Source organism: Actinokineospora sp. NBRC 105648 (genome assembly GCF_030269645.1).
Classification (GTDB): Bacteria; Actinomycetota; Actinomycetes; order Mycobacteriales; family Pseudonocardiaceae; genus Actinokineospora.
Genome location: NZ_BSTR01000029.1, coordinates 71,601 through 94,694, shown reverse-complemented (window position 1 = coordinate 94,694; position 23,094 = coordinate 71,601). Strand labels below are relative to the sequence as shown.

Below are 23,094 nucleotides of genomic sequence, written 5' to 3'. Positions count from 1 at the left end.
GTGGTGCTCAGGTTCTTCTTGGTCGACGAACCAACTACCGGAGACCTCACCCATGTCGACCACCGACACGCCCAACAGCACCAACTCCAGCTCAAACAGCCCGAGATGACTTCGATACAGGCCCTAGTCGCCCGGCACCCGACGGACCCGGTCACGACCGCGCTCGGCCGCGTTTCCGGCGGGGCTGGTCGGCCGGGTCGGGGGTCTGGGCGACGAGGTCGTCGGGGGCGGAGAGGCGCCAGGCCTCGAAGACCAGTTCGGAGAGCTCCTGGGTGTCGACGCCCTCCAGGTAGACCACCACCCAGCCGAAGCCGCCCGCGGTGAACTGCTCCTCGAAGACGTCCGGGCGCTCGGCGACCAAGGCCCGCTGCTCGGACAGGGTCTGCTTCAGCCCGACGGTCTGCGTGCGCGGCCAGTAGTAGCCGAAGCGCTTGCCGCGCACCGAGAAGGAGCTGTACTGGCCGCCGTCCGCGCGCTGGGTGTCCGGCAGCGCGGCCACCATGCGTAAGAAGTCGTCACTGTCCACAGTCACTGTCGCCCCCAGGGTGTCACGGTCGAATCGTCGCATAGAGCAGCATGTCCCGGCGCACGCCGTTGATCTCCTGGTAGCTGCGCAGCAGGCCCTCGCGCTCGTACCCCGCGCTCTCCGCGACCCGGACGGACCCGTGGTTCCACGGTTCGATGTTCAGCTCCAGCCGGTGCAGTTCGGGGATGGTCCACGCGAACGCCGTCAACGCCCGCAACGCGCTGCTCGCGACACCACGCCCACGATGGGCGAGGGGGACCGCGTAGCCCGCGTTCGCCCGGCCGGTGGCCATGGTCCGCAGCGATAGCCCGGCTGTCCCGACGGCCCGATCGGTCGCGGCGTCAGCCACCGCGAACGACAGACCGGTCCTCTCGGTGTAGCGCTCCCGCTGCCTGCGCACCCAGTCCGCGGCCTGTTCCCGGGTCGGGTGGGCGGGCAGGGTGCCGATGTGCGGGACGTACGGGTCCGCACCGAGGGCGAGGGCGAGGTGGACGTCGTCGTCGGTGAAGGCGCGCAAGACGATCGACCCGGACGCGGGCGGCGGGCTGGGCCAGGGTGGGAAGGACTCGGCCATCACACACCGGTGGCCCCGTCGAGCCGCTCGCGCAACAGGTCGGCATGGCCGTTGTGCCGGGCGTACTCACCGATCATGTGCGCGTACACCCAGCGCAGCGTGACCTCGGCACCCATGAACGGACTGGTCTGGTCGAGCGCCCGATCGGCGGCGTTGGCCCGGGACACAGCGACTTCGGCCTGCCAACGGGCATGCGCGATCTCCCAGGAGGCGTCCTCGGCGACCTCGAACCCACCGTCGTGGCCGTCGGGGTCCTGGTCCTCGGTGAGCACACCGGTGAACCAGGTCCGCTCGACGTGGGTGAGGTGCTGGACCAGGCCGAGCAGCGTGAGGCTGGACGGCGGGGCCGCCGGCGTGCGCAGCTGCTCGTCGGTGAGACCCTGGCACTTGAGGACGAGGGTGGCCCGGTAGAAGTCGAGCCAACCCACGAGAGTGGTCCGCTCGTCGGCGTTGAGCGGCGGAGTCGGGCGGTCGGTCATGGTCTGATGGTCTCATCGGGGTACGACAATGTCGTGCTGGTGCTCTTGCTGCCGGCTTTGGTGGCCGAGGGCGGGGGCTGGATCTAGGGCTCGTTTGAGCGCTGCCGTCTTCGTTGCGCGAGTTGCGAGCGTGGGCTCGAGGACGTGCGTCGGGGGTTGCCGTCTTCGTTGCCCGGGTTTCGAGCGGGGCTCGATCTAGTGAACTCACTTCGTGTGGGGCCCCTAGAGCACCGCGGTGGTGAAAAAAGGGCGGGTGAAGGGCATTCCCCACCACCGGCAAGTTTAGCGGTGCTCTCCCCCCACACGAAGCGAGTCCACTAGATCGAGCATCCGTAGCGGGGCCGGCGGAACCAGCGGGGTCGGCCTGCCGCTGCGGAACCAGCGGGGTCGGGATCTTGTCATGAACCAGCGTGGTCGGCCTATCAGCTGCGGTTGAGAGGGGGGTGGGCCGGGCGAGCTGGGCTGGGCTGGGTCGAGCTGGTTGGGCTGGGGAAGCACGTTGGCTGGGGGTGGGGCGCGTCAAGGCAGGGCGGGCGGTTGCGGTTTGTTGGGAGCGCTTCGTGGTGCGTGCTGTCAGCGGACCGGGCGGAGGATGCCGTCCCAGGTGGATGTGTTGGCCATTAGGTCGGCCAATTGCACCGGGTAGATTGTTTCCTTTGTTTCTTGCAGTTCTTTGGCTGTCCACCAGCGGTGTTCTGCGATTGTCTCGCGTTCCAGGTCGGTGAATCCTGCCGTGTCCACCGTGGATCCCTGTGGTAGGTGGGCCAGGAAGAACCATTCTTCGCCGTCGTAGCTGCGGTTTGCGAAGCTGAAGACGACGCGTCTGCGCCAGATCGGGCCTACGAGGTCTGTGGCGGGGAGGTCGATTCCTGTTTCTTCCCGGAGTTCGCGGGAGGCGGCTGTGCGCAGGTCCTCGCCCGGTTCGACGCCGCCGCCCGCGGTGAACCAGAAGCTCTCGTCGGAGCGGGCGGGGTCGTGGCCGCGGAAGAGGAGTACTCGGTCTTCGCTGTCCAGGAGGACCACCCTGGCCGAGGGCCGGGGGCGTGGGGATTCCTCGGACAGGTCGGGTTCGGCGATCTCGAGGTACTCCGGTCGCGGCGCGGTGCCTGCCAGTTTGAGCCAGCGGACGGCGCGGCGGCGGCGTAGGGCCAGGGTGTCGCGGACTGCGTCGCCGTGGACGCGGCGGGCGATGACCACTCGCTGTTCGGCGTCGACGAGTTCGGTGACCAGGGCCAGTGCGATCCCTCGTCTGTCCACTGCGGACAGTTCGCGGGTCAGGGCGTTCTCGGCGGTCTCGCGGTCGGGTCGGGCGGCGTGTTCGGCGCGTTCGGCCAGGACGCGCAGGCGGTCGCCCGGGTCGGGGTCGATCACGCCCGCGACCGTGCGGGCCACGACGGCGCGCCTGGCCAGGGCCGCGTCGAGGGCGGCCCAGGCGGCGTCGGTGCGGACGTGCAGGCGGTCCAGGCGGTTGGCAACGCTGACGAGCCAGGTGCCGACCAGTACCAGGAGCCCGAACGCCACCACCACGATCCACATGGTCACGGGACCTCGCTCACGCCGCGTGGGTTGGCCGCCATCGCCTGTTCGTAGACGCGGAGTACCTGGGTCGCCACCACGGACCAGTCGAAAGTGGCTACTCGGCGCTCACCTTCGGCGATCAAGGTCGCGCGCCGTGACGGGTCGGTGAGGACGGTGCGGAGGCCGTCGGCCAGGCCGTCGGGGTCGCCGACCGGGGTGAGCACGCCCGCGCGGCCGTCGTCGAGGACTCGGCGGAAGGCGTCGAGGTCGCTGGCGACCACGGCGGCGCCCGCCGCCATCGCCTCGGTGAGGATGATCCCGAAGCTCTCGCCGCCGAGGTTGGGGGCGCAGTAGGCGTCGACGCTGCTGAGCATGCGGGCCTTCTCCGCGTCGTCGGCCTGGCCGAGGAGATCGATGCGTTCGGCCAGCGCCGGTCCCGCCGCGCGGCGCAGGTCGGTCTCGTCGCCGCGGCCGACCACGAGCAACCGCAGGTCGGGCAGCTCGTCGGCGAGCCGCCGCAGGGCGCCCAGCAGGATCGGCATGCCCTTGCGCGGTTCGTCGTAGCGGCCGACGAACCCCACCGTCCCGCCCGGGCGCGGGTAGCCGTCCAGCGGTGTCGCGTCGCGGAACAGCCCGACGTCGACACCGTTGGGGATCTCGACCGCGTCGCCGCCCAGGTGTTCCACCTGGACGCGCCTGGCCAGCGCGGACACCGCGATCCGCGCGGTCACCTTCTCCAGGAACGGCTGGAGCACGAGCTGGAACGCGCTCAGCGTGCGCGAGCGCGGCGTGGAGGTGTGGAAGGTGGCCACGATCGGCCCGTCGGCGATCATCAGCGCCAGCATGGACAGGCTCGGCGCGGTGGGTTCGTGCAGGTGCAGCACGTCGAAGTCGTGCTCGCGGATCCACCGGCGCACCCGGGTGTAGGAGACCGGGCCGAACGAGAGCCGGGCCACCGAGCCGTTGTACGGGATGCCCAGCGCGCGCCCGGCGGGGTGGACGTAGTCCGGCAGCGGGGTGTCCTCGTCGGCCGGGGCGAGCACCTCGACGTCGTGGCCCAGGCCGCGCAGCGCCCGGGCCAGGTCGAGCACGTGCGCCTGCACCCCGCCCGGGACGTCGAGGGAGTACGGGCAGACGACGCCGACCCTCACCGCCGCCTCCGGGGTTCCTCCCTGGAGGCCAGCGCAGCCTGGCGCTCGGCCGACAGGTCCGAGATCCACAACTTCTGCAGCATGTGCCAGTCGGCCGGGTGGGTGGCGATGTCCGCGGCGAGCACGTCGGCCAGCGCCTGGGTGGCCACCGCGATCCCGCGCACCCCGTCGACCTTGACCGGCGGGTGGATCCGCAGGCCCCAGCCGTCGTCGGTGAACCACAGCCCGGCGGGCAGCAGCGCCGCGCCGGTGCGGGCGGCGAGGTAGGCCGGGCCCGCGGGCATCCGGGTGCGCTCGCCGAAGAAGGTGACCGGGATGCCCGCCGGGGTGAGGTCGCGGTCGGCGAGCAGGCAGACCAGGCCGTTGCCGCGCAGCCGCTCGGCCAGCACCACGGCCGGGTTCTTGCCGCCGGTGGCGGGCAGGATCTCGAAGCCCAGTGACTCGCGGTAGGCAACGAACTTCTCGTACACCGACTCGGGCTTCAGCCGTTCGGCGACGGTGGTGAACCGACCGTGTTCGCCGACCAGCCACACACCCGCGGCGTCGTAGTTGCCGGTGTGTGGGAGGGCGAGCACGACGCCGTTGCCCTCGGCGAGGGCGGCGCTGATGTACTCCTTGCCGGTCATCGTCGCGTCGATCTCGGCGTAGACGGCTTTGGCGTCCATAGAGGGCAGTCGGAACGCCTCTAGCCAGTACCTGGCGTAAGAGCGCATGGCTTGGCGCACGAGGTCGTCCAACTCCGCGGGGCCCGCTTGCGGGACCACCCGGGCGAGGTTGGTGCGCAACTGCTGGACGCCGTCGCCCTCGCGCCGCGCGGCGAGGTCGGCGCCCGCGCGGAAGAGGGTGCGCCCGACACCGTGCGGGAGGGCGCGCACGAGTTGCCAGCCCAGCCCGTAGCCGGTCGCGGCCACGCGGTCGCCCCAGTTCACGATAACTCCCGCAGCGCCGAGCGGCGCACCGCGAGCAGGCGCTGGAAGACGGTGATCACAGACCCGACGGCCAGCAGCCACAGCGCCACGGTGAGCGCGGAGGTCACCCCGAGGCCGGTCAGGCCCGAGCCGACCAGGGTGATGATCAGCCGCTCGGCGCGCTCGACCAGGCCGCCGTCCGCGTCGAGCCCGGAGGCCTCGGCGCGGGCCTTGACGTAGGAGATCACCTGGGCGAGCACCAGGCAGATGAGCGCCGCCACGACGGTGCCGCGGTCGGCGGTGTCGAACAGGTACCAGGTGATGCCGCAGAACAGGGCGCCGTCGGCGATCCGGTCGCAGGTGGCGTCGAGGACCGCGCCGTAGCGCGTGCCACCGCCGAGTGCGCGGGCCATGGCGCCGTCGAGCAGGTCGAACATGGCGAAACCCCACACCACGAAGGTGCCCGCGAGCAGGTGACCGGTGGGGAAGAGCCACAGCGCGCCCGCGACAGCGCCCGCCGTGCCGAACACGGTGATGGCGTTGGGGGTGAGGCGCAAGCGGACCAGCCACGCCCCGATCGGGTCGGTGACGCGCGAGACGGAGGCACGGGCGAAGATGTTCAGCATGGGGCTGTGGAACGCACCTAACGGGCGGGACGACCTGGCCCGGGCAGCGTAACCGCTGCCCACGCCGGTCCTGGCGCCAGCACCCCGGCCCGCGGTCCGCACCGGCCGCACCCGCCCTGGTCGCACCACAGTGAACCGGGCGGAGTCCGCTGGTCGGGCGGTGCTCAGCCGAGCTCGCGGGAGCCCGGGAGGCACTGGCCGGGGTCGAGGCCGTCGAGCACGGTGGCGCTGATCCGGCCCAGCTCGCGCACCTGCTCGGGGCTCAACCGGTCGAAGATCGCCTCGCGGACGGCGGTGACGTGGCCGGGGGCGGCCGCGGCCAGCACCTCGAACCCCTTGTCGGTGAGAACCGCCAGCGAGCCGCGCTTGTCCGTGGGACACTCACGACGCTCGACCCAGCCCGCCGACTCCAACCGGGCGACGGCGTGCGACAGCCTGCTGCGTGAGGACCCGCGCAGACCCGCGAGCTCACTCATCCGCAGGGACCGGTCGGGGGCGTGCGAGAGCACGACCAGGATCTCGTAGTAGGTGTAGGGCAGCGCGGAGTCGCGTTGCAGCTGCTTGTCGAGGGTGTCGACCAGGGCGCCCAGCATCGTGATGAAGGTGCGCCACACCTCCTGTTCGGCCTCGGTGAGCCAGCGCGTGTCGTCCATGACCGACAGTCTACCGCTTTGTTGAACTCTCAACCTGATGCGTGTACCTTCGCTGTTGAGCGCGCAATGACCAAGCGCTCAACTACTTGTGAGGAGAGCAGCATGACCGTCGCACTCACCCAGCTCCCCGGCTTCGTGGCGGGCACCTGGGACATCGACCCGGTGCACTCCGAGGTCGGTTTCACCGTGCGCCACATGGTCGTCAGCAAGGTCAAGGGGCGGTTCGACAACGTCACCGGCCACCTGGTGACCACCGAGGACCCGGCCGCGGCGAGCGTCGAGGTCAGCGTCGCCCTGGACTCGATCAACACCCACAACGCCCAGCGCGACGGCCACCTGAAGTCGGCCGACTTCTTCGAGGTGGAGACCTACCCGGCGCTGACCTACACCGCGACCGGCGTGCGCGAGTCCGGTGACGGCTACGTCCTCGACGGCGAGCTCACCCTCAAGGGCGTCACCAAGACCGTGCCGCTGCACTTCGAGCTCAACGGCTTCGGCCCGGACCCCTACGGCGGCACCCGGGTCGGCTTCTCCGGCACCACCGAGATCAACCGCCGGGACTTCGGCGTCAACTTCGAGGGCGTGCAGAACGGCATCGCGGTGGTCGGCGACAAGATCGGCATCCACGTCGAGATCGAGGCCGTGCTGCGCCAGGGCTGAGCACTGGTTGCGCACCAGCCGGGCACTAGTCGGGCACTAGTCGGGGTGCCCCCAGGCGCCCGCGAGCAGTGCCCGGGTCTCGCCGAGGAGCTGGGGAAGCACCTTGGTGTGGCCCACCACGGGCATGAAGTTGGCGTCGCCGCCCCACCGGGGCACCAGGTGCTGGTGCAGGTGGGCGGCGATGCCCGCGCCCGCCACCACGCCCTGGTTCATCCCGATGTTGAACCCGTGCGGCGCGGCCACCTTCCGGGCGACCCGCATCGCGTGCTGGGTGAACCGGGCCAGCTCGTCGGTCTCGGCCACGGTGAGGTCGGTGTAGTCCGCGACGTGCCGGTACGGCACCACCATCAGGTGACCGGGGTTGTACGGGTAGAGGTTGAGCACCGCGTAGACGGTCTCCCCCCGCGCCACGATCAACGCGTCGGCGTCGTCGAGCTCCACCAGCCCGCAGAAGGGGCACCCCTCCTGGTCGTCCCCGTCCGGCTTGCCCTCCCCACGGATGTAGGCCATCCGGTGCGGGGTCCAGAGTCGCTGGAGGGCGTCGGGGATCCCGACCCCGTCCTGCGGGACGAGTTCAGGCTCCTCGGAGCGCACGAAGGCGGCCATGCCGACGATCCTAGTGGCGGCCACCCGGTTCGGATTGGCCCTGGTCGCCGACCTGCGAGGATTCCTAGGATCAGGGCGTGAGCCTGCTGATCAAGGACCCGTCCGACACCGAGACCCTGAGCGCCGTGTCGGGCACCTACCGCGTACTGCTGTCCGGAGCGGACACCGGCGGACGACTGGCGGTGGTCGAGCAGGTCCTACCACCGGGAGCGATCGGCGCGGCACCGCACGTGCACCACGGCCACGAGGAGGACTTCGTGGTCACCAACGGCGTGATCACCTTCGACGCACCGGGCCTGGCACGCGACGTGGCAGCGGGCGGCGTGGTCTCCGTCCCACGCGGCGAAGCACACGGCTTCCGGAATACCTCGGAGCACTCGGCGACCTGCATCGTGACCTTCACACCGGCGGGATACGAGGACTACTTCCGACTGATCGACGAACTGGTCCGCACCGGTGAGACACCGGACGCGGAGACACTGAACAGACTGCGAGCCAAGTTCGCCACCACCCCAGCCTGACCAGGCCCGGCAACACAACACCCGCCCTGCCGCCCTGCCGCCCTGCCGCCCTGCCGCCCTGCCGCCCTGCCGCCCTGCCGCCCTGCCGCCCTGCCGCCCTGCCGCCCTGCCGCCCTGAGCCGATGCTGCTCTCGTTCTTCCGCTTTGCCCACAACCATTCCCGCTGGAACCGCCGGCCCCGCTACGAATGCTCGATCTAGTGGACTCCCTTTGTGTGGGGGAGGAGTACCGCTAAACTTGCCGTGTGGTGGGGATGCCCTTCACCCGCCCTTTTTTCGCCACCGCGGTGCTCTCGGGGCCCCGCGCAAAGGGAGTTCACTAGATCGAGCCCCGCTCTTAACTTGGGCAACCTGTATGGGCTACTTTTATTGGCCGAGCGTAGCCCATACAGGTTGCCCGACTAAGACGCAGGCTCGATTCACTGAACTCACTTCGCGCGGGGCCCCTAGAGCACCGCGGTGGCGAAAAAAGGGCGGGTGAAGGGCATCCCCACCACACGGCAAGTTTAGCGGTACTCCTCCCCCACACGAAGCGAGTCCAGCAAATCGAGCACAAGGGTGGCGGGTGTTGCGTTCCAGCGGGGTTGGGATTCTGTCGCGTTCCAGCGGAGCTTGGGCCCCAGCCTCGAACCAACAGGGCTCTGTGACGTTCCAGCAAGGCTTGGGCTCGGACAAGAATAAGCGGGTCCGGAATTCGCCCACGTTCTTAGCGAGCGCGAGTCCACAGCTTCCCTTCCAGGAAGGCAATGTCGCCTGGCCACTCCCCTGCCCACTTTTCCTGCCCCAGCGCTCCCCTGCCCCAGCCGGACGCGTGGCCATTGACCCGCGCCCGGCTGGCACTCTTCTTCGCCCTACTCCGCCGAGAAGGTTTCCGCGTTCGGGGAGGTGTTGTCGCGACGGGTGATCCAGTTGTGGATGGCGTCGATCGCGGTTGGGACCGGGATGCCGTTGAGCTGGGAGCCGTCGCGGAAGCGGAAGGAGACGGCGTTGGCTTCGACGTCGTTGGCGCCTGCCACCAGGAGGAACGGGACCTTCTGCAGGGTGTGGTTGCGGATCTTCTTCTGCATGCGGTCGTCGGAGGTGTCGACCTCGACCCGGATCGCCTTGGTGCGCAGGGACTTCGCGACCTCGAGCAGGTGGTCGACGTGGTCCTCGGCGATCGGGATGCCGACCACCTGGACCGGGGCGAGCCAGACCGGGAAGGCGCCCGCGTAGTGCTCGGTGAGGACGCCGAAGAAGCGTTCGATGGAACCGAACAGGGCGCGGTGGATCATGACCGGGCGCTGGCGGGAACCGTCGTTGGCGGTGTACTCGAGTTCGAAGCGCTCGGGGAGGTTGAAGTCGACCTGGATGGTCGACATCTGCCAGGTGCGGCCGAGGGCGTCGCGGGCCTGGACCGAGATCTTGGGACCGTAGAAGGCGGCGCCGCCGGGGTCGGGGACCAGGTCGAGGCCGGATTCCTGGGCGGCGACCCGCAACGACTCGGTGGCCTTCTCCCAGACCTCGTCGGAGCCGACGTACTTCTCGTCGTTGCGGGTGGACAGCTCCAGGTAGAAGTCGTCCAGGCCGTAGTCGCGGAGCAGGTTGAGCACGAAGGACAGCAGGGACTTCAGCTCGTCCTGGACCTGCTCCGGGGTGCAGAAGATGTGCGCGTCGTCCTGCGTCATCCCGCGCACGCGGGTCAGGCCGTGCACGACGCCGGACTTCTCGTACCGGTACACCGAGCCGAACTCGAACATGCGCAGCGGGAGCTCGCGGTAGGAGCGGCCGCGGGAGCGGAAGATCAGGTCGTGGAACGGGCAGTTCATCGGCTTGAGGTAGTAGTCCTGGCCCGGCTTGCGGACCTTGCCGTCGGCGTCGTACTCGGCGTCCAGGTGCATCGCCGGGTACATGCCGTCGCGGTACCAGTCTAGGTGGCCCGAGGTCTCGAACAGCGTGCCCTTGGTGATGTGCGGGGAGTAGACGAACTCGTAGCCCTCTTCCTCGTGCCTGCGGCGCGAGTAGTCCTCCATCGCCCGGCGGACGATGCCGCCCTTGGGGTGGAACACCGCGAGGCCGGAGCCGATCTCGTCCGGGAAGCTGAACAGGTCCAGCTCGGTGCCCAGCCGCCGGTGGTCGCGGCGTTCTGCCTCGGCGAGCAGCTCCAGGTGGCGGTCGAGCGCCTCCTGGGACTCCCACGCGGTGCCGTACACGCGCTGGAGCTGCTGGTTGTTCTGGTCGCCGCGCCAGTAGGCGGCGGCCACCCTGGTGAGCTTGAAGGCGGGGATGTGCTTGGTGGTGGGCACGTGCGGGCCCCGGCACAAGTCGCCCCAGACCTGCTCGCCGCTGCGCGGGTCGAGGTTGTCGTAGATGGTCAGCTCGCCGCCGCCGACCTCCATCACCTCGGGGTCGTCGACGTCGCTCTTGATGTCGACCAGCTCCAGCTTGAACGGCTCGGCGGCGAGCTCCTGCTTGGCCGCGTCCACCGAGTCGACCACGCGGCGGGAGAACCGCTGCGCGCCCTTGACGATCTGCTTCATGCGCTTCTCCAGCGCCTGCAGGTCCTCGGGGGTGAACGGGCGCTCGACGGCGAAGTCGTAGTAGAAGCCGTCGCGCACCGGCGGGCCGATGCCGAGCTTGGCCTCGGGGAACTGCTGCTGCACGGCCTGGGCGAGCACGTGCGCGCACGAGTGCCGGATGACCGCGCGGCCGTCCTCGGTGTCGGCGGCGACCGGCTCGACCGTGACGTCGACCGAGGGGGTCCAGGACAGGTCGCGCAGCCTGCCCTCCGGGTCGCGCACGACGACGACCGCGTCCGGGCCCTTGCCGGGCAGCCCCGCCTCGCGGACGGCGGCGCCCGCGGTGGTGCCCGCCTGCACCACCACGTTCGTGGGGGGCGCGACGGCTGCGGGCTGCGGCTGGGACACGGTTGCTCCTCGGTGCTCGGGTGGTCACACCTGCGGTGACCTCGACACCAGGGATGCTATCGAGCCGCCCGCGGCACCCGCTCCCCGGTTTCCCGGCTGTGGACAACCCGGCGGACTGTGGACGGGATCCGACCGCGAACACCGGACCGTGCTAATCGGGCGACGGCCGTTCCCCGACGTCCACCGGGCCACGAGCACCCAGGGCTGTGGACAACCGGGGGCAAGGAGAGGTCAAGCGGCGAGCATCGTGTGCATCCGCTTGATCTCGTCGGTCTGCTCGGCGATGACGTGGTCGGCCATCTCCTGCACCTTGATGTCCGAGCCGTCCTTCTGCACCACGTGCGCCATCTCGACCGCGCCCTCGTGGTGCTTGATCATCAGCTGCAGGAACAGCGCGTCGAACGCGGGCCCGGTCGCCGCCGCCAGGTCGGCCAGCTGCTCCGGGGTGGCGATGCCGGGCATCGTCATGTGCATGTGGTGCCCCGCGTGCGCGGGGTCCACCTTTGCCCGGCCATTACGCTCCAACCAGGTGTTCATCATGTCGATCTCGGGCCGCTGGGTGTCGGCGATCCGGCTGGCCAGCCCCTTGACCGAGGTGTTCACCGCCCGCGTCGCGGCCAGCGCGGTCATCTCGACCGCCTGCTGGTGATGCATGATCATCATTTCCGCGTAGTCGAAGTCGGCGTCGTTCGGCGGCACCACCGGCACCCCGGCCGCCGCCTCCTCCGCGGAGAGGGTCTTGTTCGGCTCCCCCGGTTTCCCGGGTTGCACGACCGGGTTGGGCGTCGGCGTCGGCTCGGCCGAGCAGGCCCCCAGCCCGACCCCCACGACCAGCCCAAACGCCCCGACCAGCGCCCACCGAACCGCCATCCCCGCCACCCCTCACCCGGTCTCTCGCCCACCGAACCTACCCGGCCGGGCCGGGTGGCAACAGAGCGGCGGCAAGTGGTGAAAAGAAGCAACGTAAAGCCCTGGTAGCGGTCGGATCAAGGAGTCATACTGCGAATTCCCGACTCCACGAGAGGGGTACGCAGCGTGCCTTCATCCCGACGTCGCGGGCGTGCGGTCTCGACCGTCGTCCTCGGCGCTGCGGCGATCACCGTCTCCGCGCTCCTGGGGGTGCCCTCGGCGTCCGCGCAGGGCCCGTTCCCCGCACCGGACGAGATCGTCACGAGCCCGAACGTCAAGCACATCGCGAACATCCCGGCCACCGCCCCGCTCAAGGGCACCGGGTCCACCGGAACCGACCTCGCGTTCACCGGCGACTACGCCATCGCGGGCAACTACCTCGGTTTCACCATCTACGACATCGCCAACCCGCGCCAGCCCAAGATCGCCAGCCAGGTGCTCTGCCCCGGCTCGCAGAACGACGTCTCGGTCAGCGGCAACCTGCTCTTCCTGTCCACCGACTCGCGGCGCAGTGACAACTCCTGCTCCTCGGTCGCCCAGAACGACGGCACGCTGCCGTACTGGGAGGGCATGAAGATCTTCGACATCAGCGACAAGAAGAACCCGCGCTACGTCAAGGCCATCGAGACCGCGTGCGGGTCGCACACGCACACGCTCGTGCCGGACAAGCGCGGCAAGGACGTCTACATCTACGTGTCCTCGTACTCCCCGGCGACCAACATCGCCAAGTGCCAGCCGCCGCACGACAAGATCTCGATCATCAAGGTGCCGATCAAGACCCCGGCCGCCGCCGAGCTGATCGCGACGCCGAACCTGTTCCCCGACGGCGGCAACCCGGGCACGCCGGGCACCGTCGACACCGGCTACGTGACCGCCACCAGCGGCTGCCACGACATCACCGTCTACCCGTCGAAGAACCTGGCGGCGGGCGCCTGCATGGGCGACGGCGTGCTGATCGACATCGCCGACCGGGAGAAGCCGCGGGTGATCAGCCGCGTGCAGGACGACGAGCACTTCGCGTTCTGGCACTCGGCGACGTTCAACAACGCGGGCACCAAGGTCATCTTCACCGACGAGCTGGGCGGCGGCGGCGCGGCGACGTGCAACGCCAAGATCGGCCCGACCCGCGGCGCGGACGGCGTCTACGACATCACCGGCCGCGGCGACGGCCGCCTGCTGGAGTTCCGCAGCTTCTTCAAGATCGACCGCTACCAGACCGACGCGGAGAACTGCGTCGCGCACAACGGCTCGCTGCTCCCGCTCGCGGGCCGCGACGTGATGGTGCAGGCCTGGTACATGGGCGGCGTGCAGATCGTCGACTTCACCAACTCGGCGCACCCGGAGACCATCGGGTTCTTCGAGCGCGGCCCGGCGGCCAACTCGGCCGAGAGCGGTGGCGTGTGGTCGTCGTACTACTACAACGGCTTCATCTACGCCTCGGACCTGGGCAAGGGCTTCGACGTCCTGGAGATCAACGACCCGCGGACCGACCCGGCGAAGTCGCACAAGTGGACTGAGCTGAACGTGCAAACCCAGTCGTCTTACACCGGCTGAGTGCTCTAACGGCTTTAACGGCGAAGGCCCCGCTCCGTTCGGAGCGGGGCCTTTGGTCGTCTTAGACCGTGCGCACTACCTGCTCGTACTCAAGGCGCGGGTTGCGCGGGAACGACGAGTCCTCGGCAGGGTTACCGATGTTGACCACCACAAGAGAGCGCAGGCGCCCCTCCGGGAAGAACTCGGCGTCGAGGCCCGCGGCGTCGAACCCGGCCATCGGCCCAGCGGCCAGGCCCGCGGCGCGCACGCCGAGGATGAAGTAGCCGACCTGGAGCAGCGCGTTGAACCGGGCGGTGTCGCCGCGCCGGGTCTCGTCGGCGAAGGAGTCCTTGGCGTTCGGGACGTGCGGGAAGACGGCGGGCAGGTGCTCGTGGAAGTCCACGTCGGCCGCCAGGATCGCGGTCAGCGGGGCGGTGGCCGTCTTGGCCTGGTTGCCCGGCGACAGGTGCTTGACCAGCCGCTCCCGGCCCTCGGCCGAGCGCACGAGCACGACCCGCAGCGGCTGCGAGTTCATCGCCGTGGGCGCCCACTTGACCAGGTCGTAGACGGCGCGCACCTGCTCCTCGGTGACCGGTTCGGCACTGAAGGCGTTGGCGGTGCGGGCCGCGCGGAAGAGCAGGTCCTGGCTCGCCGCGTCGAGGCGGAGGGCGGTGGGCACCTGGGTCGTGGTCATCTGGTGGCTCCCGTGGCGATGTGGCGTTACCTCCCGCTCAACTTGATTGAGGGTTTGACTATTTCGGGCGCGGTCATGGCGTGGGTCACAGCACCCACACCGCCCTCGGCCGCGGGCGGTGTGGGCTTGGCGAGAACTCACCACTCGCAACCGTTGGTGAGGAGCATCAACGAGGAGAAGCAGTGGCTGCAGCAGCTCGAGATGAGCTGCGGCTCGTCGCCGGTCTGCTCCGCGGCGGGCATCAGGTCGAGGTCGCTGACGGTCAGGTCCATGGGGGACACCTCCTTTCCGGGTTCGGGCCGGGACTCGGCGTTCACGCTGGGACGGAGTCCCGGGTGTGGACGGGGAACAGGGGGCGGTCACCGCCGTGGCGCAGGCGCAGCAGGAAGGACAGCGCGCCGACGTGGCCGTTGGCGAAGGAGGCGACCACGTCGCCGGTGTCGTCGGGGGTGAGCAGGCGACCGCGCCTGCGGACGGCCCGGGCGGTGATCACCTCGGCGGTGTCGGCTGCCCAGGACCGGTAGTCCGCTTGCGCCCCAAGGCCCTGTGACCCGGAGCCCAGCAGCTCGGCACAGTCGAGGAGGAAGTCGCCGTCGGTGGCGAGGCCGTGGCACCACAGCGGCGGGGAGGTCCAGTTCGCGCACCGCACGGCGACCGCGGCGGCCTCGGCCAGTTCCCGCGAGCGCGCCTCCCCCGTGACCGCCCAGTGCCGCAGGAAGAAGCCGCCCACGCCGGTCGCGCCGCTGCAGAAGCCGGTCAGGCGGACCGTGTCAGCTGCCTCGTCGTCCTCACCGCTGGGCCAGAACGCCGCGGCTCCGTCGATGATCGCGACCTCGGCGAGCGCCCGGGCGCACTCGTTCGCCACCACCAGGTACCGCTCGTCACCGGTGGCGGACGCGACTTCCAGCATGAACGTGCCGATGCCCGCCGTGCCGTGCGCGAAGCCCCAGTGCGGCTTGCCCGCCAGGGCGAAGTCACCGGTGGCCGTCCACATCGGACCACCGCCGACCAGGCCGTCCGCGCACTCGCGCGCCCGTGCCAGCAAGTCGTCGGCACCCGCGCGCCGCCACAAGTTCAGCAAGGCGAGCCCCGCGCCCGCCACGCCGTGGAACACGTCCGGCACGTTCCACGTCGTGGGTAGTCGGCGGGCCAAGTCCAGCCCCGCGGCACGAACGTCGTCGTCGCCTAAGAGGTCGCCGGCCTCATAGAGACTCACCGCAGTGCCCGCGCGACCGAAGAGCAAGCCGGGTAGCACCCGCGGCTCCTCTGGCAGCCTGCGCACGGTCCACTGCGCGGCCAATTGCACTGTTTCGGCTACCTCGATACCAGCCCTAAGAGCCTGACATAGCACTAAGAGCACCCCAGGCGCGCCCACGTGTACCGAACACGGGTCATAACGGCTGGCGGTCTCCGAGTTGCGCCACAGGAACCGCGCCGACGGATCGGCCGTCTGCACGACCTCGGCGAGCATGTCCTCGACCAGGTTGTCCACAGTGGGCAGTTCGGGCCGCGGCGGCAGCGGTGCGGGCGCGTCCAGGGCCGTGCGCACGGCGTCGAGGCCGGGACGTTGGTCGGGATCTTGGGCGATCAGCTCGGTGATCAGGGGAGCCAGCGCGGCGGCCGCAGGACCGCGGTCGGCCATCAGCCGGATCATCGCGGACAGGCGGGTTCCCTTGCAGGCGGGCGGGTGTTCGCCGGAGGCCAGGTAGAACAGCGTGGCGCCCAGGCCGTAGAGGTCCGCGGCTGGCGCGGGCCCGATGGCGACCGTCCGCGTGCGGCCCTCCTCCTCGGGCGGGGCGTAGCCCGGCGTGAGCAGGCGGGGGGCGACGTCGGTGGGCCGCAGCGCGGACTCCAGGTCGATCAGCACCAGCCGCCGGTCGGGCGTCACCAAGAGGTTGTTCGGGGTGAGGTCGCCGAGTACATAGCCCGCCGCGTGCACCTTGCCGAGCAGCTCGACCAGTTGCCGCGCGAAGTCGAGCGCGAGCGCGGGGTCCAGGCCCAGTCCACCCGCCGCGGTCGGCCGCTGCTCGCGGGCGACGAACCGGCGCAGCGGGATGCCGTCGATCCGTTCCTGCGCGACGAAGATGTCCGTGCCGGAAGTGAAGATGTCGATGAACCGCGGCGAGGCGCCGCTCGGGCCGAGCACGCCGAGCAGCCGGGCCTCGGCCCGCGCGCGGGTGCGGGAGTCACTGCCGTCCACGGCGGCGCCGGTGTGCTCGCGGAAGCGCTTGAGGATGAGGTCGGCTCCGTCGGGGTCGGTGGCTACGTAGACGCCGCCGCGGTTGCTCTGCCGAATGGCCTCGCGCACCCGGAAACGTCCGCCGATCAGCACCGATTGGGGGACAGTTGGTGGCGCTGTGTCGTCATGGAATGGGTCGCTCACCCAATCGGGGGCAACCTGGCCTACTCCGCGTTGGTCGGAAACCGTTGTGCCGTCCGGTTTGCGCAGCACCGCGCGGTACTCGCCGTCGTTGGTGAGTACCTGCTCCGGGGTGAATGCGCCGTAGCGGTAGAAGACCTGCGAGTGCGCGCGGAACCGGCGATCGGTCAGGATCCACTGCCCGGGTAGGCCGAGAGTGGCGTTGTGCAGGTCCTCGGCCACCGCGCGGGCGTGGTCGTCGTCGTTCGGGTAGACGGTGAGGAACTTGCCCGCCGCCTTGCGGTCGGCGTTGGGGCCGACCAGTTCGTGCAGCCTGCGCATCCTGCTGGGGAACTTGAACGCGCACCGGTGCGCGGCAAGGACTTCGATCGAACGGGCGAGCACGAGGAACGCCGAGAGCGGAGTGGCGGGGACGTGCAGCTTCCAGCCCTGCTCCCGGGCTTGGTGCTCGACCGGCAGGACGTAGTGCCAGTGGTCGTCGACGTGGTGCCGCCAGGAGTCCGGCTCGTGCCGCGCGAGCACGGCGCCCGCGCAGTCGGCGAGTAACTCGGCATCCTCTTGGCTCATCACAATCGCCCCAGTCATCGCGAATGGCGTAACCGACGAGTGGCCACCAGGCCTACAAAATAGTCTTGAAACAAGCCGTTAATCAAACGACGCCGAACATAACACCCGGTCGGGCACCACCCAATCCGCCGAAAGGATTGCGCGGTTACCCGGTGCAGGTGGTCGTGGGCAGCCGCCCCGCGCGGAAGGCCGTGGGGGTGACGCGCATCAGCCTGCGGAAGTCAGCCCCCATGTGCGACTGGTCGTAGAAGCCGTTGGCGACGGCCAGATCGGCCAGGGGTTCGCGGTGGAAGGCTGACAGGACACGCCTTATCCGAGAGAGCGAAGCGAACCTCTTAGGCGACAAGCCGACGTTAACTGTGAAGAGGTCCCGGAGACGCCGCTCGCTCACGCCGAGCCCTCGCGCGACCGCCGGCACCTCTGTGTGCCGCGCCAGCGCAGAGGCCGCGCGGTGGACGAGTACAGCGTTCTCTTGCGCGGAATTCGCGCGTGCGCGCAACGCGGCCTCTATACGCGCGCGACCCGAGGTAGCAGACAGACCGCCCAAACCGGTGATGCGATCGCGGCCCCACAACTCCGAGAGTGGGACGACCCGATCCACCAGCTCGACGGCGGGCACGCCCAGGACAGCGACTGTTCGGCCGAGCCGCAGGCGCATCCGGACGCACGGCGGGAGCTCCTTGCCGTGGTGGTAGGTCGCGTGCGTGCGAGGGCCGACCACCAGGACTTCCTCGTCCGCGGTCCGCCAGACCAGCGTGGTCGCCGGGTCGGGGAGGTGGATCAGCGGCCGTCCGGGGTCGAGGAAAACCGTCTCGACGCGGTCAATGGGCACAACGCACGCTAGCCGATTCGCGCGGGGAGCACTGTTGCCGAAATTTCCTATCCGCCGCAAGGGCTTCTCAGGAGGCTAAGACCCATGATCCTGGTTACCGGTGCCACAGGCACCATCGGCGGTGAGGTCGTGCGGCAGCTCAACGAACAGGGTGTGCCCGTGCGCGCCATGGCTCGCAATCCCGAGCACCTGCCCGGCGACAGCGTGCGGGCAGACTTCACCGACCCCGAGTCACTCAAGCACGCAGTGGTGGGCGTCGATGCCGTCTTCCTGGCCACCGCCCCGGGTGCACACATCCCCGCGCACGACTCGGCGATGATCGAAGCAGCTCGCGCGGGCGGGGTGGGGCGGGTGGTGAAGCTGTCGGCGGCAGCCGGGGGCGGGTGGCACGCGCCGGGTGAGCGAGCGCTGGCCGAGAGCGGGCTGGCGTGGTCGGCACTGCGGCCCAGCTGGTACGCGTCGAACGCGCTCGCCTGGGCGGCGAGCGTCCGCACGGGCACACCGGTGCTCAACCTGACCGGCTCGGGGCAACAGGGCGTGGTCGACCCTCGCGACGTGGCCGCCGCGGCCGTCGTGGCGCTGACGCGGACGGACCTCGGGGTGGTCACGCTGACCGGGCCGGAGCTGCTCGACCTGCCCGCCGTGGTGCGCGAGCTGGCGGCGCAGATCGGCAGGCCGATCGGGCTGACGGACGCGCCCGCGGCCGCGGTGGCCGACCGGATGCGGGCGGCGGGTCGCGACCCGGAGACCGTGGCCGCGATCGTCGCCGCCTACGAGCACATCCGCGCGGGCGGCAACGCCCTGCTCAGCGACGACCTCCCGCAGATCCTCGGCAGGCCCGCGCGCCACTTCCGGGAGTGGGCGCGGGACAACCGGTCAGCCTTCCTCGATCACGGCTGACCGGTCACCGCTGATCAGTCACGGCTGATCAGTAACCGCAGATCGGCCACAGCGGACACGGTCACGGCTGGTAGCGCGGCATGGTGGCCCAGTCGTCGGTGGAGCCGACGCGGGGGTCGTAGTTGGGGTCGTCGCTGCCGCGGATCTCGCCTTGCCGGTTGACCCAGTAGAAGCGGTACTGGGTGCTCAGCTCGATCGGGCGGTTGTTGTCGTACGGGTTGACCCGGGTGTCCACGTTGCCCAACGCCTCGCGGAACGCGAACTGGTTGCGCTCGTCGGAGCGCCACCGATCGTCGGTGACCTCTTGCCACCGCCGCTGGCCGTAGTCGTTAACGGCGTGGAACCGCTCCCCTAGCGCTATCGAGTTGTCTAGGTTCTGCCGCGCGACCGTGCCCGCCATGTACGTCTGGCTCCCCGCGGGAGCAACGTGCGAGGCGACCCCGGGCAGCCACTCCCGGTACGCGGGCCACGACGGCGCCTGCGCGGCCGCGAGCGTCATGGAGGCGTTGCACTGTCCATAACCGTGCGTCACGTTCGCGACCGCGACACCGTGGCAGATGACCTGTCCCGCCGCGTAGCTCAGCTCGAAGAAGCCCGCCGCGCTCGCCCCGGGCGGGGGCGGGATCGGCCTACCGGAGTGGAACGCGGTAACCGGGATCCCCTGCATCTGCATGGCGTACGCGACGAACTGGTCCGGGCTGAACGGCTGGAGCATCCCGACCAGACCGACGGTCATGATCGCCGCCTGCTGGTCCGGGGAGTTGAGGCAGAGCAGGTTGGAGTTCTCCTGCACCGTCCAGCCCGCGGGCAGCAGGAAGGTGAAGTAGGTGCCGGTCTGCTGTCGTAGTTCGGGTGTCGCGCTCATGGTTCCTCTGCTCTGCTCCCCGGGGAAGGGCCCCTTCGACACCGGGGTCGCCGCAGGCCCGGTCCCCGTTACCGGCACGCGGTCTCACCGGCTGAAAGGTCGTCCTACCGGGACAAAACACCTGCTGCGGCAAGACGGCAGCCCTCTTAGGACGGCCCGAGCACTTGGCGGGCAAGCGCGCGCAGGGTCGCGGTGATCCGGTCCGCGCTCAGGCCGAGATCCTCTCGCTGGTACCGGAACACCTCCGGCGCCAACGGTGCCAAGAGGACGTCGACCAGCGCGTCCGGGTCCTCGGTGTGGGCCACCAGGGCCCGGACGTGCGCCCGCCAGAACCCGTAGGCCCCGGTGGCGAACCGGGTATGACCCACCTCGACCCCCAGTGCGAGGTGGATGTGCCGGTCCAGCAGGTCGACCATCGCGGCGTAGAACGCGCCGAGGCGGTCGGCCGGGCGCGCGCCCGGGCCCAGGGGCGGGGCGCCGCGCAGGAGTTCCTCCTGCAGCGCCCGCTCGTGGGAGTCCAGCAGCGCGACGGCGATCGACGCGCGGTCCGGGTAACGGCGGTAGAGCGTCCCGCGGCCGACACCGGCGGTCTTGGCGATGTCGTCCATGGTCACGTTCTTGGCGCCGCGGGTGGCGAACAGCTCCTCGGCCGCCGCCAGCACCTTGGCCCGGTTCCTGGACGCGTCGGCCCGCTCACGCGGTGCGTCGTCGTCCAGGAGGTTCACGGCGGTCACGCTACCGATGAAGTGGACAGAGCGTCCAGTTGGCGTTAATGTGGACACAGTGTCCACTTAAGGAGCCCGGTATGCCGCACCTCCTCCAGCTCGACTCCAGCGCCCGCACCAGGTCTTTCTCGCGCGCCCTCACGGCTCGGTTCGCGCGAACCTGGGTCGAAGGCGGAAACACCCACACCTACCGCGATCTCGCTGCCAACCCGGTGCCGCCGATCGGTGAGGGGTGGACCCAGATCTGCGACACGCTCTTACGCGAAGGCATCACCCAGCCCGCGGACTATCCGAGCGCGGTAAGAACTCCCGCGCAGCAAGAAGCGTGGTCGGTCGTCGAGCCGCTCTTAGCCGAACTGCTCGCCGCGGACGCGGTGGTGATCGGCTGCCCGATGTACAACTACTCGGTACCGGGCGCGCTGAAGACCTGGCTGGACCAAGTCACCTTCCCGCGCATGTCCCTCGCAGGACGTTCGTTCTTCGTGATGGGCGCGCGCGGTGGCTCTTACCTGCCGGGTACGCCCCGCGCCCCCTTCGACTACCACGAGCGGTATCTCCGCGACTTCTTCGCGGGCCACTTCGCGGTCGAGGACGTCACCTTCGTCCACGCGGAGCTGACCAACACGCTGGTGGACCCGGTGATCGCGCACCTGGAGGCCGAACACCGCGCCTCCGCCACCGCGGCCGAGGAACGTGCCGTGCAGATGGCTCGCCGATGAACTGGCTGACCCTGGTGGCAGCCGGGATCGTCGAAGTGGCTTGGGCGTTGAGCATCAAACCGACCGAGAACTTCACGCGACCGTTGCCGACCCTCTTGTGCATCGTCCTCTGCCTGGGGGCGGTATATCTGTTGTCGCGCGCGATGAACACCATCCCGGTAGGCACCGCCTACGCGGTGTTCACCGGCATCGGCGCGGTAGGCACGATCACGGTGGGCGTGCTGGTCAACAAGGACCCGCTAACCGCAGGCCGGGTAGCCGCTCTGGCGCTGATCGTCGGCGGCGTGATGCTGGCCCGGGCCACCGCATAGGGCGTGTGACCTGCTTTAATCCGCGCGCATGGGACACGATGAGGTGATCCGCCAGGCGGTCGACGCCGCTCGGCGCACCAATCACGCTGACGTCGCCGCGGCCTGGGTCGGCAGTCTTAGCAAGCGCGACTTGCCCGCGCGCTCGGCGTGGGGCAGCTACGTGGTGCTCAAGAACCTCCCCGCGCACGCGTTCTCCCCCTCGGCGCATTACAGCGCCACCCAGTGCGGGGTCTGCGGTCTTACGGAGGACGCCGAGCTCGACGACCGCGTCGCCACCTACCCGTACCAGGTCCGGCACACCGGGATCGCCTACGCCGCCGCCGACCTGATCACCTTCCCCGACCGCGCGCGCACCGACCCCTCCCACGACGACATCGAGTGCCTGCACGCCATTCTCGCCGCGCTGCGCGCCCTGCCCGACAGCGCGCAGCTCACCGAGCTGCAGAAGTCGCTCATCCGGCTGTTCCCGTCCAACAAGTTCCAGCGGATGATCCTGTTGGAGACCTTCGGCTACGCGGGAATCCTCCGCGTGCCCGACCACCAGGCCCACTGGCGCGAGTTCGTCACCAACGACGACGCCAACAAGCGCCAGCCGCCCGAGTTCTTCAAGCGCGAGTGGGAATACCCCGTGCGCTTCTGGACCGGCGCGGGCGGGGTCGACGACCAAGCCGTCGCGGAACACTTCGGCGGCTGGTGACCGACGGGTTTACTGTGCGGGAGTGGGCCGGGACCTGATCGTCGTCGGTGCCTCCGCCGGTGGCGTCGAGGCGCTGCGCACGCTGGTGGCGGGCCTGCCCGCGACACTCCCCGCCGCTGTCGCGGTCGTGCTGCACGTCCCGGAGGGCGGCGCGAGCGTCCTCGCCCAGATCCTCGACCGCGGCGGTGACCTGCCCGCCGTCGCCGTGCGGCCGGGGATGAACGTGCGCCGCGGCCGGATCCACGTCGCCCCGCCCAGCACCCACCTGGTGGTCGTGGCCGAGCGGTTCGCGCTCACCAAGGGCCCCGCCGAGAACGGCCACCGACCCGCCGTCGACGCGCTGTTCCGCTCAGCCGCCGTCGCCGCGGGCGCGCGCGTCATCGGGGTTCTGCTGTCGGGCGCCGGTAGCGACGGTGTCGCGGGCCTTTCCGCCATCCGCAACGCAGGCGGGGCGATGCTCGTACAAGACCCGGCTGACGCGCAGTTCCCCGCGCTGCCGGAGTACGCCGTGCGCACCATCCCCGGAGTCGAGGTGTTGACGGCCGCGGAAATGGGCGCCCGCCTTGTCGAATTGACGCAAGAGCAATCGGATAGGACTACCCCGCTGCCAACCTCGGCAGCACTGACAGCCGCGCAAGGCGACGCGTTCGAGCGCGCGTTGTGGATCGCCGTGCGCAGTCTGGACGAACGGGCGAACCTGTCACGGCAGATGCAGCGCCGTGCGGAGGAACGCGGCGACGAGCGACGAGCGGGCCTGCACCACCGCGCGCTCGAAGAGTCGACGAGCGCCGCGGGAGTGCTGCGCGAGTTCTTGGTGTCCCCGGCGGAGGACTAG

The 23,094-nt window shown here is 70.0% G+C and carries 25 protein-coding genes; 8 read left to right on the top strand and 17 right to left on the bottom strand.

Features of this window, described 5'->3' with window-relative positions:
• Nucleotides 1–151: 151 nt before the first annotated feature.
• The 8 genes from QSK30_RS23465 to QSK30_RS23430 form a co-directional block, all read right to left on the bottom strand.
• Nucleotides 152–532, bottom strand: a complete 381-nt coding sequence (locus tag QSK30_RS23465) for an MmcQ/YjbR family DNA-binding protein (RefSeq protein ID WP_285505824.1) — start codon at nucleotides 530–532, stop codon at nucleotides 152–154.
• 16 nt (nucleotides 533–548) lie between these two features.
• Nucleotides 549–1,100, bottom strand: a complete 552-nt coding sequence (locus tag QSK30_RS23460; protein ID WP_285505823.1) for a GNAT family N-acetyltransferase — start codon at nucleotides 1,098–1,100, stop codon at nucleotides 549–551.
• Nucleotides 1,100–1,579 (bottom strand): DinB family protein, encoded by a 480-nt coding sequence (locus tag QSK30_RS23455; RefSeq protein WP_285505821.1) that lies wholly within the window; start codon nucleotides 1,577–1,579, stop codon nucleotides 1,100–1,102. The genes QSK30_RS23460 and QSK30_RS23455 overlap by 1 nt, the downstream gene beginning before the upstream one ends.
• A gap of 573 nt (nucleotides 1,580–2,152) precedes the next feature.
• A complete protein-coding gene (locus QSK30_RS23450) occupies nucleotides 2,153–3,115 on the bottom strand; it encodes an NUDIX hydrolase (protein WP_285505826.1) in 963 nt (320 codons plus the stop codon).
• Nucleotides 3,116–3,117: 2 nt separating this feature from the next.
• Nucleotides 3,118–4,248 (bottom strand): glycosyltransferase family 4 protein, encoded by a 1,131-nt coding sequence (locus QSK30_RS23445; protein WP_285505820.1) that lies wholly within the window; start codon nucleotides 4,246–4,248, stop codon nucleotides 3,118–3,120.
• A complete protein-coding gene (locus QSK30_RS23440; protein ID WP_285505825.1) occupies nucleotides 4,245–5,180 on the bottom strand; it encodes a phosphatidylinositol mannoside acyltransferase in 936 nt (311 codons plus the stop codon). Before QSK30_RS23440 ends, QSK30_RS23445 begins: the two co-directional genes overlap by 4 nt.
• Nucleotides 5,174–5,782 (bottom strand): phosphatidylinositol phosphate synthase, encoded by a 609-nt coding sequence (pgsA, locus tag QSK30_RS23435; protein ID WP_285505818.1) that lies wholly within the window; start codon nucleotides 5,780–5,782, stop codon nucleotides 5,174–5,176. Before pgsA ends, QSK30_RS23440 begins: the two co-directional genes overlap by 7 nt.
• A 164-nt stretch (nucleotides 5,783–5,946) precedes the next feature.
• Nucleotides 5,947–6,435: a MarR family winged helix-turn-helix transcriptional regulator gene (locus QSK30_RS23430; RefSeq protein ID WP_285505817.1), complete on the bottom strand. Its 489-nt coding sequence runs from the start codon at nucleotides 6,433–6,435 to the stop codon at nucleotides 5,947–5,949.
• A gap of 102 nt (nucleotides 6,436–6,537) precedes the next feature.
• Between QSK30_RS23430 and QSK30_RS23425 the strand changes: the two genes are divergently transcribed.
• The gene (locus tag QSK30_RS23425) at nucleotides 6,538–7,095 is read left to right on the top strand and encodes a YceI family protein (protein ID WP_285505816.1); all 558 of its coding nucleotides are present in this window, start codon (nucleotides 6,538–6,540) and stop codon (nucleotides 7,093–7,095) included.
• A gap of 36 nt (nucleotides 7,096–7,131) precedes the next feature.
• Here the strand turns inward: QSK30_RS23425 and QSK30_RS23420 are convergent, their stop codons facing one another.
• A complete protein-coding gene (locus tag QSK30_RS23420) occupies nucleotides 7,132–7,701 on the bottom strand; it encodes an HIT family protein (RefSeq protein WP_285505815.1) in 570 nt (189 codons plus the stop codon).
• A gap of 77 nt (nucleotides 7,702–7,778) precedes the next feature.
• Between QSK30_RS23420 and QSK30_RS23415 the strand changes: the two genes are divergently transcribed.
• A complete protein-coding gene (locus tag QSK30_RS23415; RefSeq protein WP_285505814.1) occupies nucleotides 7,779–8,222 on the top strand; it encodes a cupin domain-containing protein in 444 nt (147 codons plus the stop codon).
• A gap of 850 nt (nucleotides 8,223–9,072) precedes the next feature.
• Here the strand turns inward: QSK30_RS23415 and thrS are convergent.
• Both thrS and QSK30_RS23405 read right to left on the bottom strand, forming a co-directional pair.
• Nucleotides 9,073–11,127: a threonine--tRNA ligase gene (gene thrS / locus QSK30_RS23410; protein WP_285505813.1), complete on the bottom strand. Its 2,055-nt coding sequence runs from the start codon at nucleotides 11,125–11,127 to the stop codon at nucleotides 9,073–9,075.
• A 231-nt stretch (nucleotides 11,128–11,358) separates the two neighbouring features.
• Nucleotides 11,359–11,997, bottom strand: a complete 639-nt coding sequence (locus QSK30_RS23405; RefSeq protein WP_285505812.1) for a DUF305 domain-containing protein — start codon at nucleotides 11,995–11,997, stop codon at nucleotides 11,359–11,361.
• A 165-nt stretch (nucleotides 11,998–12,162) separates the two neighbouring features.
• Here QSK30_RS23405 and QSK30_RS23400 point away from each other — a divergent pair, with 165 nt between their 5' ends.
• Nucleotides 12,163–13,590: an LVIVD repeat-containing protein gene (locus QSK30_RS23400; RefSeq protein ID WP_285505811.1), complete on the top strand. Its 1,428-nt coding sequence runs from the start codon at nucleotides 12,163–12,165 to the stop codon at nucleotides 13,588–13,590.
• Between the two features lie 61 nt (nucleotides 13,591–13,651).
• Here QSK30_RS23400 and QSK30_RS23395 read toward each other — a convergent pair whose 3' ends face one another.
• The 4 genes from QSK30_RS23395 to QSK30_RS23380 form a co-directional block, all read right to left on the bottom strand.
• Nucleotides 13,652–14,263 (bottom strand): malonic semialdehyde reductase, encoded by a 612-nt coding sequence (locus QSK30_RS23395; RefSeq protein ID WP_285505810.1) that lies wholly within the window; start codon nucleotides 14,261–14,263, stop codon nucleotides 13,652–13,654.
• Nucleotides 14,264–14,400: 137 nt separating this feature from the next.
• Nucleotides 14,401–14,535 (bottom strand): hypothetical protein, encoded by a 135-nt coding sequence (locus QSK30_RS23390; protein ID WP_285505809.1) that lies wholly within the window; start codon nucleotides 14,533–14,535, stop codon nucleotides 14,401–14,403.
• Nucleotides 14,536–14,576: 41 nt separating this feature from the next.
• Nucleotides 14,577–17,210: a class IV lanthionine synthetase LanL gene (gene lanL / locus QSK30_RS23385; protein ID WP_285505808.1), complete on the bottom strand. Its 2,634-nt coding sequence runs from the start codon at nucleotides 17,208–17,210 to the stop codon at nucleotides 14,577–14,579.
• Nucleotides 17,211–17,355: 145 nt separating this feature from the next.
• Nucleotides 17,356–18,042 (bottom strand): AraC family transcriptional regulator, encoded by a 687-nt coding sequence (locus QSK30_RS23380; protein WP_285505807.1) that lies wholly within the window; start codon nucleotides 18,040–18,042, stop codon nucleotides 17,356–17,358.
• 84 nt (nucleotides 18,043–18,126) lie between these two features.
• On the opposite strand from QSK30_RS23380, the gene QSK30_RS23375 reads away from it, so the two are divergent.
• Nucleotides 18,127–18,942 carry an NAD(P)H-binding protein gene (locus tag QSK30_RS23375; RefSeq protein ID WP_285505806.1) on the top strand — a complete coding sequence of 272 codons (816 nt, stop codon included), beginning with the start codon at nucleotides 18,127–18,129 and terminating at the stop codon, nucleotides 18,940–18,942.
• Between the two features lie 61 nt (nucleotides 18,943–19,003).
• Here the strand turns inward: QSK30_RS23375 and QSK30_RS23370 are convergent, their stop codons facing one another.
• The gene (locus QSK30_RS23370) at nucleotides 19,004–19,807 is read right to left on the bottom strand and encodes a hypothetical protein (RefSeq protein ID WP_285505805.1); all 804 of its coding nucleotides are present in this window, start codon (nucleotides 19,805–19,807) and stop codon (nucleotides 19,004–19,006) included.
• A 146-nt stretch (nucleotides 19,808–19,953) separates the two neighbouring features.
• Entirely contained in the window at nucleotides 19,954–20,532 is a 579-nt protein-coding gene (locus tag QSK30_RS23365) for a TetR/AcrR family transcriptional regulator (protein WP_502871872.1), read from the bottom strand.
• Between the two features lie 80 nt (nucleotides 20,533–20,612).
• Here QSK30_RS23365 and QSK30_RS23360 point away from each other — a divergent pair, with 80 nt between their 5' ends.
• The 4 genes from QSK30_RS23360 to QSK30_RS23345 are packed head-to-tail and all read left to right on the top strand — an operon-like array spanning nucleotide 20,613 to nucleotide 23,094.
• The gene (locus QSK30_RS23360; RefSeq protein WP_285505803.1) at nucleotides 20,613–21,251 is read left to right on the top strand and encodes an FMN-dependent NADH-azoreductase; all 639 of its coding nucleotides are present in this window, start codon (nucleotides 20,613–20,615) and stop codon (nucleotides 21,249–21,251) included.
• Complete coding sequence (locus tag QSK30_RS23355; protein ID WP_285505802.1) at nucleotides 21,248–21,562, top strand: DMT family transporter; 315 nt, start codon at nucleotides 21,248–21,250, stop codon at nucleotides 21,560–21,562. The genes QSK30_RS23360 and QSK30_RS23355 overlap by 4 nt, the downstream gene beginning before the upstream one ends.
• A gap of 28 nt (nucleotides 21,563–21,590) precedes the next feature.
• Nucleotides 21,591–22,259, top strand: a complete 669-nt coding sequence (locus QSK30_RS23350; RefSeq protein ID WP_285505801.1) for a hypothetical protein — start codon at nucleotides 21,591–21,593, stop codon at nucleotides 22,257–22,259.
• Between the two features lie 22 nt (nucleotides 22,260–22,281).
• Nucleotides 22,282–23,094 (top strand): chemotaxis protein CheB, encoded by an 813-nt coding sequence (locus tag QSK30_RS23345; RefSeq protein WP_285505800.1) that lies wholly within the window; start codon nucleotides 22,282–22,284, stop codon nucleotides 23,092–23,094.